The following is a 14,808-nucleotide window of genomic DNA, read 5'->3' on the forward strand; positions in this document are numbered from 1 at the left end:
TGTCTTATGAATTTCGTGGCTCCAATGGCAAACTGGAGCCACTGCCTGGCACGGCATTTATGCCGGGCAGTGGCGGGGATGGATCGAGACCGCGCAGGTTCTCGGAACCGTGCTAGAGTGGGATCGTTCCCGTCAATTTCCATGGGGCCTGAACGGATACGCGGGGGAGAACCCGCCCCGTATGACAAGCATAGGACAGGGAAAGATGACCAGACACACTATTGGCGTGGATATATCAAAAGACCATTTGGACCTTCACGCATTGCCTTCAGGAGAGGAAGTGAGGATCCAGAACAGGAAAGGCAGCTTTCCCAAGCTGATCCGATGGCTTCGGAAGCTGGAGCCGGAGATCGTCGTCTTCGAACCGACAGGTTCCTATCATCGAGCATTCGAACAGGCTTTGCACACGGCAGGAATCCCCGTTTGTAAGGTGAACCCACTGTATGCGCGCCGGTTTTCGCAATCCGCTGGTGTCTTGGCCAAGACCGATCGGGTTGATGCAGCTATGCTGGCACGGATGGGATTTGCCTTGGACCTTGAGCCACAGCAGCCGCAGCGGGAGTTGGTTGCCATCTTGCGTGAGCTGGCGATGTTCAGACGGGGATTGGTTAAAGAGCGCACAGCAACACTGAATAGGCAGAAGGTGCTGACCCACCCCCTGCTGAGACGCCAGTGTGCGGCCCAGTTGCGCCAGATCGAGCGGCAGGTGAAGCAGTTGGATGCCGAGATCCGTAACACTGTCGAGGCAGATAGACAGTTGAAGCGGCAGAAGGAAATCCTGATCAGCATTCCTGGCATTTCGGATGTTACTGCCTTCACCGTATTGGTGGAGATGCCGGAAATCGGGACACTTTCTTCGCCGCAGGTTGCCAGCCTGGCAGGCCTTGCGCCGATGACGCGGGAATCCGGAAAGTGGAAGGGAAAGTCCTTCATCCAGGGCGGAAGGGCGGTCTTGAGGCACGCTATGTATATGCCTGCACTTGTCGCCTCCCGTCATAACCCGGACCTGCGCGCCCTGTATGAACGGCTTGTTGCAGCCGGCAAGCCAGCCAAGGTTGCGATAACAGCGGTGATGCGTAAGCTGATTGTTTTAGCCAATGTCCTGATCAAGGCTGACAGGCCTTGGGAAGTGCGTCCTGCCCTCTAGCCTCCAAAAGATCAATACAGTATTCTAAGCGTCAGTACCGCTTAGATTGATTTTCCCGAGCGGAATTTCAGGATTTTGGAGACGCGATGAGCTTCGACGATGAGGAAATCAGGGCCATCAAGACGAGGCTGCTTGAAGATGGTTATGTCAACGACGAGCAGGGCCTGGGTGCAATCGCGTTCAAAGATCATGGAGACGCAATAATTTCTGATCTTCGGCTGGCCGGTTACTCTCAGCCAATTGCCCGCGGTGCCGGCTACTTTTCAGGCAATGGCAACGTCTACTGGATGCATAACCCGGATCTGGTAAGTGCCGATGAGGCCCGCTGCATGACCCGCAGATGGGTGAATGACCGTGAACACTGCTAAGGGCTTTCCTGTTCGACAGCGGCCTTTCCTTCTCAAGGACAGGTTCAGAGTGTTTTGCTTTCAACCGAAAGTGAGCACCCTCATCGCGAGATGAAGGTGCCCATCATGGTGTGCCTAGAGTATATGAGATGGAGGAACCAATCTCGACTCTCCTTATAGGTGAAGTAGACTTAGGTTTCGTTAACTCATCGCAGGAGTTTGATCCAATTGACGAACTTGAGACAATGGACACTGGCATTGGGTGCGGCCGCCTTTGCGGATGCATCAATGTCGGTTGCGGAGAACAGTGAACCCGTACCAGACGAGGTTATTGCTGCGCAGCGCGCCTCTTTGGCCGCTGCAACGGAAGGGACAGGTTTTGGCCCTCAGTCACCGCGTGATATTGGACAGGCGGAAGGTACCAACCCGCGCGTGTTCAGCAAGGCGCCAGCTGTTACAGGGATGACTCTTTGCGATATTCATTTTCATGAGAACGCTGAGCATCGTGGTGGAGAGTTCACCACCTATGCCGGCAATGGTGATGGCAATGGATACGGAACAGGTTACAAATTCTCCGGAGAACTGACACCAGCCGAGAAAGCTTCTGCCGGCAAAGCGGTTGGAGCCAGCGAGCATGGAGACCTGGTGCCTGGCGACACAATCGAAGCCCATTTCGTTTATTCAACCGCACAGGCAACGCTTGGAAATGGATTGGGCACCTGCCTTGGTGAAGCGACCAGCAACCCCCAATTGCGGGTGGAAGCTGTTGTTGCAGTCCTTGTTTCTGAGGGAGGCGCAGACTTTACCGAATTGGCGCGGATCCAGGAAACTGGCGGGCTGAACCAGCTTCCAAACCTGCCGACCGATTTGGGGGCACCGGTGACCTACACAGGATCAACCACGGGCCCGGCCTATAACGAGAAGGGATCTCCCTTCCAGGTTACCTGGAATGTCCGGCCGAAAGTTCTCAAGCTTGATATCCATTCAGTTGACGCCTGGCTGGGCGACAACCCGTTTTCGGAAACACATGCGCATGGTGTCCGGAACCTGGTCCGGAACCCAGCATTGCTTTCGCCAATCAATTGAGATGAAACGGGTAAGAGGAGCGATTTCTCAGCTTCCTCTTACCCAACCTGCCGTAGCAGACACCTTGTGTTTAAAAGTTATCCCAGCCCTGCGCCGCCGGAAGCACCTCTTGATCAAAGTCATCAAAGGCCGCGTCAGCATCTGGCATCGGAGGATGCGCTTGAGGCAAGGATTTAGCCGCTGCGGGCGGAGCTGTATCTCCTTTGAACTTGGAGATCTCCTGTGTGAGCTGGCTGGCGTCGTTCGACAGCATCTGGCTTGCAGCAGATGTCTCCTCAACCATTGCTGCATTCTGCTGCGTCACTTGATCAAGCTGGGAAACCCCCATGTTGATCTCACTCAAAGCTGTCGATTGCTCAGAGGCCCCTGTGGCGATTTCACGGATGTGATCTGAAATCGTTGCCACGCTCTTGATAATCTGCTGCAGTTCTTGGCCGGATTTTCCGACGAGGCTCACACCATTGCCTACTTGCTGGTTGCTTTCACTGATCAGCTGCTTGATCTCTCCTGCAGCATCAGAAGACCGCTGGGCAAGTGCTCTGACTTCCGATGCAACAACTGCGAAACCGCGGCCGGCCTCACCTGCCCGTGCAGCTTCCACGCCAGCATTCAAAGCTAGCAGGTTGGTCTGGAACGCAATGTCGTCGATCACACCGATAATCTTGGAGATTTGTTCCGAAGAGTTTTCAATTTTTGACATCGCATCAACAGCGCTAGTTACAACTTCGCCGCTGCGTTCCGCAGAGGCCTTGGCGTCAGTCACGATCTCTTCGACATTTCGTGCGCCGTCTGCTGAGGCTTTAACTGTTGCCGTCAATTCTTCCAGCGCTGCAGCCGTTTCCTCAAGGGTTGCAGCCTGGCTTTCGGTGCGCTGGGAAAGATCATTGGCGGCCTGGGCGATTTCATCCGATGTCCGCCCTACTGCTGCAGAAACCTGCTTTACGGCACCAACGGTGGTGGCAAGCTGCTCCAGAGAATGGTTGAAAGCGTCTCCAAGGGCTGCAATGTCCGGCTGATTGGATGCTTCAATTCTGTAGGCAAGGTTGCCTTCGCTCAATTCCTTCAGGCCAGCCCCGATTGCTTCCAGCCCGCGGCGGCGCTCGGTCACGTCTGAAGCAACCTTCACAACCCGTTCGACCTTGCCGGTGTCATCCTCGACAGGCGCATACGTCGCTTGAATCCAGATGGTTTCGCCGGACTTTGTCATCCGGGGAAATTGATCCGTAAATGCCTTTCCGCTGGCGAGGTCGGACCAGAATGTCCTGTATTCTTCAGAGGCAACCAGCTCAGGAGCAACAAACATGGAGTGATGTTTTCCCTGGATCTCTTCGAGATCATAGCCAAGTGCGTTCAGAAAATTCTGGTTGGCTGTGATGATTGTTCCATCGGGGTGGAACTGAATTGTTGCCTGTGTCCGGTCAACCATGCCAGCAATGATGGCATTCGTATCCGGCTGTTTTGAATCCGCAGTTTTCCTGCTTTTGAAGAACATCTCGATTACTCCAAGGCTATCTGGGCCACACACCTTCGAACTGCGAACGTACGAAAGCTTTGTGCCAAAACCGTTAATGCAGATTGCTGAGGTTCAAATGGCTCTAGAAGCCCTTTCAATTAGCCTTGACGCAAGACGGATACTCTAGCCTGGCGCCGGCAGGCGGCACCAGGCCGGAGCCATCCTGCCCCGTTCTCCCTGCAGCCCAGGTGCGGCGAAACCTGTCTCTCCGAGCCAGCTTGCGCCGCGGCTGCATGGTCGCCCGAAACAGGCCGTCTCCGCCCTTCGGGTAACGGTCATTCCCTCAGCTGCGCTTCGGCTTTTGCGGGAGCCCGATGGTTGCCCACAAGGCCGTCACTTCGATTATTTGGGGTCTGCGTTCCGGACCTGCTTTGGCGCGGGGTCGGCCTCCCAAGGTCGGACCTCTGCCCGCGCTGGACAATCATCGGGCATAAGAGGGTTTCGAGATCCGCGCGGGGCGCGCGGCTCACATATATCCATTAGCCAGGACAGGGGATCGACGCGCTAAAGCGCGCTCACCCCTGCCCTGTCATCTTTGCAATTGATGATCGCAGCCCGCCGTTGGCGGTCTGCTGCGCTGCTTTTCCCCGGCGGTCAGGGGGGCGACGAGTGTCTTTAGCCGAATCCAGTGTCTTCCCCAACCGGCGCAAGCGCCGGTCCTCCACTGTGTTCCGGCCCTACGGGTGTGAAAGCCCCTGGATTCGGCACAGCCCCTCTTTTTGTCGCCCCCCCTCCCTTCCGGGGAAAAACGCGGATGGGTGCGGGTGGCAGGCGTCAGGGCCAATGGGTCGTTTCCTTGACCCATTGGAACAAACCGAAGCTCACGCGGATAGGTCGGGCGCACATCGGCCACCGCATCACCACGAAGGAGATGGGCATGTCCCAGACCGCTATCGAAGAAGAATACAGCGTAGACGTGAAGCTGCTGGCACAGCAAAATGACGCATTCCGCGCAGTGTTCCCGGCACCCCAGAACGCAGGCCGCTGGCTGCACACCCAGAGCGTCGCCGCGATGGGGCCGACATTCGTCATGAAAGCCTATGCCGCAATCGGCAGCTATGACGATTTCAACACCGACATTGATCCTTACGGCGATCACGCGATGGGAAAATTCACCATCGAAGGGGAAACCGTGTGGTTCAAAATCGACTGCTATGACGTCGATTATCACTATGGCTCGGATCAGCCCGACAATCCGGAAATGACCCGGCGTGTCCTGACCATCATGCTTTCCCGAGACCTCTGAGAACGGCCACGAGCCGCAGGCGCAACCCGCGCCGGAAAGGAGGTGAGAACATGAGCGATGAAAACATGAAGCGCCGCGTTGCCGAGGCTTGGGCGCTTCTCAGGAAGGGCGATCACTTTGGCATAGGCCGCCGCTTCCTGATCCAGCACGGGGCAATCTAAGCCCCCTCGCCTCAGCCCAAAAGGGCTGGGGCATCCATAACACAAAACTTCACCACCGAACAAGGATGAACCCAATGAGCAAACACGAGACAATCACAGCGACCGAGGCCCGTTTCCCGCTGGCAAAGCTGATCCTGTCGCCCATGAACCCGCGTCAAGATGTGCCGGAACAGGACATCAAAGACCTAGCAGGAACCCTCTGGGCAAAAGGCATGATCCAGTCCCTTGCTGGATACACCGAGGACTTGGACGGAGCCGAGATTGTTGCCGGTGGCACCCGTTTGCGCGCCCTGCAATATCTGGCTGAAACCAAGCCGGACTTTGCCAAGGTACGGCCTGAACTGGCAAACCCGCTGGTGATGCTGGCACCCGACCGCGAAACCGCCGCCGATTGGGCGAAGATGGAAAACGTGGTCCGCAAGAACCTGCCCCCGGCGCTGGAAATCCGCACCTTTGGCGAAATGCGCGCCGAGGGCAAAGACGTCAGCGCCATCGCTACGAACTTCGGCGTGACTGAAAAACACGTCTACCGCCGCCTTGCGCTGGCCGATCTGCCGGAGCCGGTTCTTGATGCGCTGGCCGCACAGGAAATCAATCTGAGCATGGCGGCATGTTTCACGATCTGTGACGACGAGGCCCACGCCCTTGCTGTGCTGGACCGGGTGCGCGGCGAGAACTGGTCTGATCACCAGCTAAAAAAGCAACTGAAACCCGCCAGCGTGAAAGCAACTGACCGCCGCGTGAAGTTCGTGGGCGATGATGCCTACACCGAAGCAGGCGGCAAGATGGGCGGTGATCTGTTTGCCGACGAAAAGCTGTATGACAGCCCGGAAATTCTGGATGGTTGCTTTCAGGTCGCGCTTGAAGATGCGGCCCGCGAAATCGCACAGGCAGAGGGCTGGAAATGGGTCGAACCCATCACCGAGCATTACCTGTGCCATTACACGATGGAGCTGGGCAAGTATGAGCGGATTTACAGCGAAGGTGGTGATCTGACCGAAGAACAATCCGAGCGCTATGACGAGCTTGCCGAACTGGCAGAAGGCGAAGTTCTGGACGAGGACGGGCAGGCGGAACTTGCTGACCTGCAGAAGATCATCGACGGTGAATACACCGAGGCACAGAAATCCCATGCCGGTCTTTACGTCTATGTGAACCATCAAGGCGTGTTAGAGCGCTCTGGCGAAATGATCCGGCCCGAGGACAAGAAAGACGCTATTGCGGCGGGTGTTATCAAAGCGTCAGCCGGTTCAACCGCCGCCGCTGCGCCGAAATCTCCGATTTCTCAGGCGCTGCGCGACGATCTGAACCGCGTTGCTCAGGGTGCGCAGCAACACGCGATCCTGCGCGATCCGGATTTGATGATTGACCTTCTGGCCTATCAGTTGAGCCACGAGATGCGGTGGTCCAATCCTTTCGGTCTGTCCCAAAGCTATGTGCCGAACTGGCCCAGCACCGAGGCGGCAGGCTATGAACTGGACGAGCGGCTGACCACCAACCCGGCCCGCGACATGTACGATGCAAAAGACCTTGGCGCGTCGTTCCGGGCGTTCCGCAAGAAGGGCGCAGAGCATATTCGCGGTGAACTGACCCGCTTCCTTGCAGCCCAGTATCAGGGCGGTGATGCGAAGCTGGCGGCGATGATTGCCAAGGAGACAAAGCCCAGCATCCGCGAAGTTTGGATGCCCACCGCTGCGAACTTTTTCAGCCGTGTGGGTGGCCCCTACATGAACCAGATTTGGCGCGATCTGCTGGACCTTGCCGAAGATCATCCGACCGCAACGAGTTTTGCCAAGCTGAAAAAGGGCGAGAAGGCGGAGAAGCTGGAAAGCCTGTTCGCCAGTGCTGAGACACGCAAGGCTCACAACGTCACCGACGAGCAGGCCGCGAAGATCGACGCATGGTTGCCCGAGGGCATGGAATAAAAACCGCTGGCAGGGCGCTAACGCGCCCTGCCCCATCCGCAGGAGATTGAACAAATGCGCTTCAAATCTTGGCCCCGCCACGCATTCACCGACACACCGCGAAAGCGGGCCGCTCTGCGCCGCAAGCAGCGCATGGAGCGGGAAGCCCTGCCGCTCTTTGCCGACCAGATTGCCGAAGAACAGCCGAGCGAAGATCAGGTTATGGAAAACCGGGCAAGGGCGTGGTCCGATCAGGAAATCAGGGACCGGAGCGCACGGGCCGGGAAATGGCGTGAAGCCCGACGCATGATTGACTCGATGCCAAAGGACGAGCGCCGCGCCGTTCGGCGGGCATGGGACTGCGCCCCATACCCAGCCGACCCGTCCTATCTGTTGAGCGTTCTGCACAGCTACAGCCTTGGCCGGATCGACCTGAAACGCCCGCCATTTCCGCTGTCTCGCACAGATGCATCAGGCGCACGGAAAGGCAGCCTCTTTGCAACATCCGAGTTGTTCGTGACGATCCTGAAGGCGCGCGACATTGCTGAAGACCCTGACGCGCATCCGTTGGCCGAACGCCATGCCGCCTACCATCATCTGCAAGCTGCGGCGTCCTCGAACAAAGACCGCACGGAAGCCATGCGAGATCGTGTACGGGCGTCCGAATTGTTCCTGCGCCTTGGAGAATTGGAGGAATGCAATGCCTGATTTTACCGCCCACCGGCACCCCGTTCTAGCCGTGCGTTGCCCGGATTGCCGCCGCGCACCGGGAAACTGGTGCCGCCGCCCGAGTGGTCACATGGCAAGCGATTTTCACGCCAGCCGAAAGGCTGAGGCTGACCGGGAGTTCATCGACCAGCACGGCCCGGACGCAAGTATAGAGCGCGTCGGAGACGGCTGGGCCGTCGATCCGCGCGGGCGCGTCGGCATCCGGCCAAGGCCGGAGCCATCCGCGCCGATCTGACCAAGATTTTCCCAGGGCGCGCCCAGGCACCCGGCCTACGCTCCTGGACAACGTGTTTTCCTTGATGGAGTGGATGCCTCCTCCCGACGGCATCTACGTGCCAAGATACGTGGTCAGAGCCACAAGCAGAGGAGAAGACACCCATGTCAGAAGTTACAGTAATTGGGGTAGATTTGGCAAAGTCCGTCTTTCAAGTTCATGGAGCAGCGGCAGACGGTACAGTCCTTTTCAGAAAGAAACTGACGCGCAAGCAGTTTCCCCGGTTCATGGCTGAACATCCCAAATGTGTTGTGGCGATGGAGGCGTGTGGAAGCGCTTACTTCTGGGCAAGGGAAATGGAAAGTTTCGGGCATGAGGCAAAGCTCATTGCGCCACAGTATGTTAAACCCTTTGTCCGCCGGCAAAAGAATGATGCGGCTGATGCAGAGGCGATTGCGGAAGCCGCTGTCCGTGCCACTACCCGGTTTGTGCCGGTGAAAAGCCAGGGGCAGCAGGCGCGCAGTGCTTTGTTTCGCACGAGAGAGCTGATCGTCAATCAGCGCACTCAAACCGTAAACGCCTTTCGAGCGCATCTGGCGGAGTTTGGTGTTGTCGTGCCCAAAGGGGTGCAAAACGTCAAACGGCTGGTTAGCTACATCGGCGAAGAAGGACACGGCCTGCCTGCGGAGATCGTGGAAATCGGGCAGCAGCTCACCACTCAGATTGAGCAACTGACGCAGAGGATTAAGGGGCTGGAAAAATCTATCCTGGCCGCGGCAAATGCCAGCGAGACGACCCGGCGTTTGCGCACCATCCCCGGCGTCGGGCCAATCACCGCTGTTGCGATTGACTCTTTCGCACCGGAGATGGCCAGTTTCGCCAATGGGCGGAACTTTTCGGCCTGGCTCGGCCTGGTTCCCTTGCAACGCTCCACTGGCGGGAAGCAAATCCTTGGGCGAACTTCCAAAATGGGCCAGAAGGATATCAGGCGCTTGCTGATAATTGGCGCGATGGGGCGGATAGGCAGCAAACACCGCCATCCGCGTGAGGTTGAGCCATGGCTTCAGGACAAGCTGGACCGCAAGCCCCGCATGGTTGCAGCCATTGCGTTGGCAAACAAAATGGCCCGGCAAATCTGGGCGATGTTGACCAAGGGCGAAGATTACAGGAATCCGATAGCAGGGGTTGCTGCATAGCAGCCCTGCCCTATCGGTGTTGAGAGTGTGAGGAGGTTTTGAACAGTATGGGCAAATGATCGATCAGATCGGGAACAGGAAAACCAGTTCACCACAAAGCGCAGATAGCGCGTTTCCTTGATTTGGACTTGTTCCGCGAACTTACCATACCGGCCCGCGGCCATGTGAAGAGCCGCACATTTGAGGCCTTACACATGACCGCACCCGATCACTTGACCCAGACCAGACAAAATCACTTGCACAAGCGGAGGCATCCACACATGTGGTGAAGGAACCAACTGGCTCTGCTTCGGCAGGGCCTTTTTTTTAGGTATTTTAGCTAATTTCCCCATTGAACGAATAATCTGTATATTCTATATATTAGCTAAATTAGCTGAAACGAAAAGGAGGCACTATGCGACAGTTTTCTGCAACTGAACTCGCCAACAAGACCGGCGATGTTTTGGCGCTTGCAGCGCAACAGCCCGTCGCCATCGCTCGCCACGGCAAGCCGCGCTTTGTGGTCCTGTCCACAGAGGAATTCGAAGCCTTACGACAAGGCAAGGATAGCCGGTCCGCACATCATGTTGACGATCTGGACGATACCGAGGCCGCGCGCCTTATGAACGAGCTACAGGCCAGCATCGACAATGACTGACAGCGACACTCCAAAGATCGGACAGGTTTGGCGCTACCCCTATTTGTGGTCGCATGAGGCCGATGCCGGGCGCATAGAAGGTGCAAAGCAAAGACCGACAGCAGTATCACTGCTGACAACCAACAAAGAGGGTGAAGACGTTGTGATGCTGGTGCCGCTGACGACCTTGGACCCAGCAGGCAACCCCTTCGCGGTTAAGGTTCCCGAAACCGAATTGCGGCGGGCTGGGTTGGATCCGGCGGTTCAGGCATGGGTCATTGCCAACGAATATAATTTCGAGGCGTACAAGCGCACCTATTACCTTGAGCCGGGGGCACACCAAGGTCAGTTTTCCTCGATGTTCATTAAGCTGGTTCAAGGCAAGATGGTCGAAGCCATCAAATCGCGAAAGGCAAAGGGCGTTAGTCGAAACTGACGCCTTACCTCTCACTCTCTATCGCTCAGTAGTGACGTGCGTGCCAGGACTGCGCCCTGCCACGCCCGCCCGGCGCTATTCGCGCGGAACCGCATTCGCGGGGCGAGAACCATGAGGGTGAGCGCTCGATCACATTTTAAACCAGAGGCAGAAACGGGCTAGTCAGAAGCTTCGCCCGTCTCCTATGCTTGTCCAAAAGGAGTCGAGCATGGATCAGGCCCAACAGCACGAACTAGACATGATTTCCGATCTGCGCAGCCGCAGTGTCCGGTGGAAAATTGGTGCCCTCGGAGGCTTGGCAATCACCTTTCTTTTGGCCGCCTTTCCTTTCTTTCAGATGGTCCATAACGGGGCGGTTCAACCTGCTCCGCCAGTTTTGTTGCTGGCCGGGTTTATTCTTACCGGCGTCTGCGTATGGCAGACCGTCGAGCTGCGCGGAGAGGCAGCACGCCGCGAAACCCGGCTATGGGGTTAGACCCCACAACCAGAACCTAATCACTCCCCCTGTTTCCTTCGTGGTGAAGGAGGCACTTGGCTCTGCTTCGGCAGGGCCTTTTTTTATAAAAATCAGAAATTTAACGCCCGAATTACGGGTTTTACCGTATGCACTTTTCAGCCTTTAGTGTTAGGCTGAGGCCATAGGTTAAGTCTTCCACTCACGAGAGAGGTCAGCAGAGTTCTGTTGGCCTCTTTTTCTTAGGCGGATCATGGGCAAACCCCGAGCTTGCCCGCCCAGGACTGGTGCCATCCGCGCGGGAGGACCGCTTTGCGGCCGTGCGCCTTACGACTTTACAGCTTTCCAAGCGTTGCTTGCAATTCGCTGGTTACGTCCTTCGCCTCGGGCAGATCCCAAAGCGCGTCTGTCAATCTGAGGATATGGCTATTGGTGTGGCCGTCCGGCTTTACTTTTTGCCTCACAACATCAGCTGGCAGCAGCAAGCCGCGCTGCACCTGGTACTGTTCGTCCAACAGCACCGCTGCCAGTATTTCAAAACCAGACAGAGAACGGAAACCCGACAATTGCCGCGACGTGCTTTCCGGCGTAAGCCGCCGCGCTTTGATCTGGATCCGACGATTTTCAGAATCCTTGGCGTCGTAGGCTTTCACCGATCTTTTGGCCTGTTTCCAACCAAAGGTTTTGCAGAAAAGGTATTCCGCGAGATCCCCGGTAGGATTGTTTCCCGACCTGACAACACCTCGGTCGCGGAGGGCAATCAAGGTGTCGGAGTGCAGGGCAAGTATCTCGGAAACGGATAGATCGCTCAAAGGTTTCATCCCCGTTTTATGCCGGACTGGGAGTGCGATTTCTATGGCAAATCCCGCCGCCTGGGCGGCGTGACCGGTCCCTAGTCGGACGCCGGCAGACCGGCCTCCGACCCGAACCAACCATGTGCGAACTCCCTTTGACCTGGTGCGGTGAAATCTGTCTCATCCGAGCCAGCTTTAACCGCGGCCAAATGGTCGCCTGCCCATGTTTGTTTCGTCCCTGCGGGTGACGCGATCCCCTCGCTTCGCTCAGCCTTCCGTAATGGGGCGTTCTTAGTCAAGTGAACATTGGCTTGGTCACAACAGCCCGTAAAGTTGAATTGATGGGGATCGACAATCGTGACATTGCCGCCTTTTGCTCGCGTGGCTTGCTGACGCAGCATCCCCTTGCATGTGCGGCACACCTATCGCTGCGTTGCAGTCGATGTCACCAGACCGGCCATCGAAAGCCAGTCTGCGGGGCCGAATTCAAACCGTCCTTTCGCCGCAACCAGGATCGACCATCGTGGAGCGGACCGAGCGGACATTCGCTGCCGCTGCAGCATCGGTTACGAAGTACATCAGCTTGCACAGGAAGCCGACATTGGTGCCACATGCGGCGGACGGCAGGAGCGCGCCTAAGCCGGCTAGGGGCTTCGCTTGTGAAGTGCTGCTAGGCAAGCGATGACTAAATTGGGTTAAACCGCCGGAACCGACGCCCCGCTGTCAATCAAAGCCAATTGGTTCTGGCCGACACAGGCGGCCTTGAACTGCCATCTTGCTTCATGATGGCACCGCGACGCAGTTTGCCTACAGTGAAACAACGGATGTCAGTAAACACATGAAAACCAGTCTCACATTAGTTTCCTTGGGGTTGTGCCATTAGCGTGCGTTGCTTTTGGGCCTCCTGTAGGCGTTCCGGCCAAGTTGACTTTATGAAAGCTAGAACGTCCCAAACATCTTGATCGGATAGCGTGTCCTCGAATCCCGGCATTCCACTGATGACTCCCGTTACACCCATGCTCAAGAGTGCGGCTTTCCCCCCAAATTTGGTATAGCTGAACAGCAAGGCATCATCGTGGTGCCAAGTATGACCTGTACGGTCATGCGGTGGCGCGCGAAGCACGCCATCTCCATCAGGTGACTGCCAATCCTCCTGCCCTTCAAGATTCACGCCGTGGCAACTGGCGCAGTGTTCGCCATAAAGCTCTTCACCTCTTGAAAGGTCAGCGTTGGCCGGTTGCACCTGCGCTTGAGTTGAACCAACCCCAACCAAGGAAGCAAAAGCTCCAGCTAAGGCGGTCTTCTTTATGGCGGAAATTGTTCTCATGTAACGTCCAACCAAGTCTTCATACCTGCGGCCTGACGACAATTGAGGTTCATGCCATTGTTCCTTTCTGTGCCGGGCTTGCTTTTCTGCGAAATCTTCAACCACCGGAATGATCATCCAGAAGATAGGTCGCCATTGCCTTACGGTCGTTCTCGGTCAGAAAAGCAGTTCCATAGAGAACAACCTCCCCCATCGTTCCGCCAAATGCGTCGCCATCCGGCATCACGCCAGTACGCAGTGCGTAAGCCAGGCTGTCGACGGTCCAGCCGCGTTTCTGAAGCGACAAGTAGTCGATGGCCGGAGCTTTCCCGCCGCCAGGCAGGGCATCACTACCCTTGAAGTGCTCTGTGTCTGTTTTCCGGGCTCCGGCCAAATTGCGCCCGGTGTGGCACGCCGCACAATGCGCGGCTCCCTCAACCAGAAGCCGCCCGCGGTTCCAAACATCACCGCTCCCAGGGACAGGTTCCGTTCTTGGAGGTTCAAGAAACGCAGCGCGCCAGAGCTTCAGCCCCCATCGCTGGTTGAACGGAAATGCCATCTCTTGCTGCCTGGACGGCTGGGCCACAGCCGGAACTGTCTGAAAGGCGGCCCAGAGATCAGCAATATCCTGATCCGTGAAGTTGCTATAAAACGGGTAGATGAAAGCCGGATAATAGGGCTGACCGTCAGGGGAAACACCCTGGCGGACAGCCTGAGCAAACTCTTCAACCGTCCAATTGCCTATTCCATGTTCGCTGTCCGATGTGAGGTTGGGCGAGTACAGAGTACCGAATGGGGTTTCTAGCTTTACTCCACCCGCCAAAGGTGCTCCGCCGTTAGAAAAGTCGGTGTGGCAAGCGATACAACCAGACGCTCTGGCCAGATAAGCTCCGCGGTTCACATCTCCCTTGAGGTTAAGCTCGCTCAGCGGCACACCGATAGGCCAAGCGACCACTGCGGCGAGCCCTGCCGACGCAGTAACTGCCGCGGCAAGGACAAAACGAAACATGCGTTTCATAATCCGAATTCACTCTTCGCGGAAACGAGTATGGCACGCTGAACAGGTTTGGCTCAGCATTAGGAACACACCGTCAGCAGGCATCTGAGACAGGGCCTCAGCACTTGAACTGCCGCCCATCATTGCGCCGCCCCCCATCATGCTGCCGCCCATCATGCTTCCTGAACCCATATGAGATGATCCCATCATTGTGCTGTTGGACATCATGCCCGTCCCTTGGGCTTCTGACATCATCAACCCGTTCTGCGCCGCCGAGGCCAGACCATCAGAATAGGTCTGCAATTTTTCTGCGAGATCGACAAAACCTTCCCAATCGGCCCATATCTCAGCCTTGGCTTCAGATGGATGCCCATTTGAACCCTCCGGAAAGAGCGCCGTCAGGACTTCACCCGCATGGGCTCCAATTTTTTTGGCTTCCCGGCGGACTGCCGCTGCATTATAGGCCGTTTTTCCCTGCATCATCGGAGCCAGCACTTTCATGCTGTCTTTCATAACTCCCATGCCATCCATCCGTTCCTTTACGATGCCTGTTGCACCGCTATGGGCATGAGCAGCGACAGCAATGAGCGACGCCAATGCGGCGCCGGAAACCAGTTTGGAAAGTGTCATCTTGTTTTCCTGAAATAGTTTGAGATTGCGCT

General features: G+C 56.7%; 16 protein-coding genes. 11 read left to right on the forward strand and 5 right to left on the reverse strand.

What is annotated here, in order from left to right; translation table 11 throughout:
- Positions 1–205 precede the first annotated feature (205 nt).
- The 3 genes from ACP151_RS10945 to ACP151_RS10955 all read left to right on the forward strand — a co-directional run bounded on the left by ACP151_RS10945 (position 206) and on the right by ACP151_RS10955 (position 2,580).
- Entirely contained in the window at positions 206–1,147 is a 942-nt protein-coding gene (locus ACP151_RS10945; RefSeq protein WP_424978945.1) for an IS110 family transposase, read from the forward strand.
- Positions 1,148–1,233: 86 nt separating this feature from the next.
- Positions 1,234–1,515: a hypothetical protein gene (locus ACP151_RS10950; protein WP_424978946.1), complete on the forward strand. Its 282-nt coding sequence runs from the start codon at positions 1,234–1,236 to the stop codon at positions 1,513–1,515.
- Between the two features lie 207 nt (positions 1,516–1,722).
- Complete coding sequence (locus ACP151_RS10955) at positions 1,723–2,580, forward strand: delta-class carbonic anhydrase (RefSeq protein WP_424978947.1); 858 nt, start codon at positions 1,723–1,725, stop codon at positions 2,578–2,580.
- 70 nt (positions 2,581–2,650) lie between these two features.
- Here the strand turns inward: ACP151_RS10955 and ACP151_RS10960 are convergent, their stop codons facing one another.
- Positions 2,651–4,072 carry a methyl-accepting chemotaxis protein gene (locus tag ACP151_RS10960; protein WP_424978948.1) on the reverse strand — a complete coding sequence of 474 codons (1,422 nt, stop codon included), beginning with the start codon at positions 4,070–4,072 and terminating at the stop codon, positions 2,651–2,653.
- An 898-nt stretch (positions 4,073–4,970) separates the two neighbouring features.
- On the opposite strand from ACP151_RS10960, the gene ACP151_RS10965 reads away from it, so the two are divergent.
- From ACP151_RS10965 to ACP151_RS11000, 8 genes are all read left to right on the forward strand, one after another.
- Positions 4,971–5,339 (forward strand): DUF3768 domain-containing protein, encoded by a 369-nt coding sequence (locus tag ACP151_RS10965; RefSeq protein ID WP_254682967.1) that lies wholly within the window; start codon positions 4,971–4,973, stop codon positions 5,337–5,339.
- A 235-nt stretch (positions 5,340–5,574) separates the two neighbouring features.
- Positions 5,575–7,425 carry a ParB/RepB/Spo0J family partition protein gene (locus ACP151_RS10970; protein ID WP_424978950.1) on the forward strand — a complete coding sequence of 617 codons (1,851 nt, stop codon included), beginning with the start codon at positions 5,575–5,577 and terminating at the stop codon, positions 7,423–7,425.
- 54 nt (positions 7,426–7,479) lie between these two features.
- A complete protein-coding gene (locus tag ACP151_RS10975; RefSeq protein ID WP_192870627.1) occupies positions 7,480–8,112 on the forward strand; it encodes a hypothetical protein in 633 nt (210 codons plus the stop codon).
- Entirely contained in the window at positions 8,105–8,368 is a 264-nt protein-coding gene (locus ACP151_RS10980; protein ID WP_303571229.1) for a zinc finger domain-containing protein, read from the forward strand. Before ACP151_RS10975 ends, ACP151_RS10980 begins: the two co-directional genes overlap by 8 nt.
- A gap of 143 nt (positions 8,369–8,511) precedes the next feature.
- Entirely contained in the window at positions 8,512–9,543 is a 1,032-nt protein-coding gene (locus tag ACP151_RS10985) for an IS110 family transposase (RefSeq protein ID WP_424978951.1), read from the forward strand.
- Between the two features lie 394 nt (positions 9,544–9,937).
- Positions 9,938–10,180: a type II toxin-antitoxin system prevent-host-death family antitoxin gene (locus tag ACP151_RS10990; RefSeq protein ID WP_096873646.1), complete on the forward strand. Its 243-nt coding sequence runs from the start codon at positions 9,938–9,940 to the stop codon at positions 10,178–10,180.
- Positions 10,173–10,595 carry a hypothetical protein gene (locus ACP151_RS10995; RefSeq protein ID WP_096873645.1) on the forward strand — a complete coding sequence of 141 codons (423 nt, stop codon included), beginning with the start codon at positions 10,173–10,175 and terminating at the stop codon, positions 10,593–10,595. The genes ACP151_RS10990 and ACP151_RS10995 overlap by 8 nt, the downstream gene beginning before the upstream one ends.
- Positions 10,596–10,803: 208 nt before the next feature.
- Positions 10,804–11,070, forward strand: a complete 267-nt coding sequence (locus ACP151_RS11000; protein WP_123618957.1) for a hypothetical protein — start codon at positions 10,804–10,806, stop codon at positions 11,068–11,070.
- Positions 11,071–11,384: 314 nt separating this feature from the next.
- Here ACP151_RS11000 and ACP151_RS11005 read toward each other — a convergent pair whose 3' ends face one another.
- The 4 genes from ACP151_RS11005 to ACP151_RS11020 all read right to left on the reverse strand — a co-directional run bounded on the left by ACP151_RS11005 (position 11,385) and on the right by ACP151_RS11020 (position 14,776).
- Positions 11,385–11,861 carry a hypothetical protein gene (locus tag ACP151_RS11005; protein ID WP_254682972.1) on the reverse strand — a complete coding sequence of 159 codons (477 nt, stop codon included), beginning with the start codon at positions 11,859–11,861 and terminating at the stop codon, positions 11,385–11,387.
- Between the two features lie 838 nt (positions 11,862–12,699).
- The gene (locus ACP151_RS11010) at positions 12,700–13,287 is read right to left on the reverse strand and encodes a c-type cytochrome (RefSeq protein ID WP_342586310.1); all 588 of its coding nucleotides are present in this window, start codon (positions 13,285–13,287) and stop codon (positions 12,700–12,702) included.
- Entirely contained in the window at positions 13,268–14,167 is a 900-nt protein-coding gene (locus ACP151_RS11015; RefSeq protein ID WP_424978952.1) for a c-type cytochrome, read from the reverse strand. Before ACP151_RS11015 ends, ACP151_RS11010 begins: the two co-directional genes overlap by 20 nt.
- Before the next feature lie 9 nt (positions 14,168–14,176).
- Positions 14,177–14,776, reverse strand: coding sequence for a c-type cytochrome (locus ACP151_RS11020; RefSeq protein WP_039193110.1), 600 nt, complete (start codon positions 14,774–14,776; stop codon positions 14,177–14,179).
- Positions 14,777–14,808 lie beyond the last annotated feature (32 nt).

The organism is Leisingera sp. S232 (assembly GCF_049800895.1).
Taxonomy (GTDB): Bacteria; Pseudomonadota; Alphaproteobacteria; order Rhodobacterales; family Rhodobacteraceae; genus Leisingera.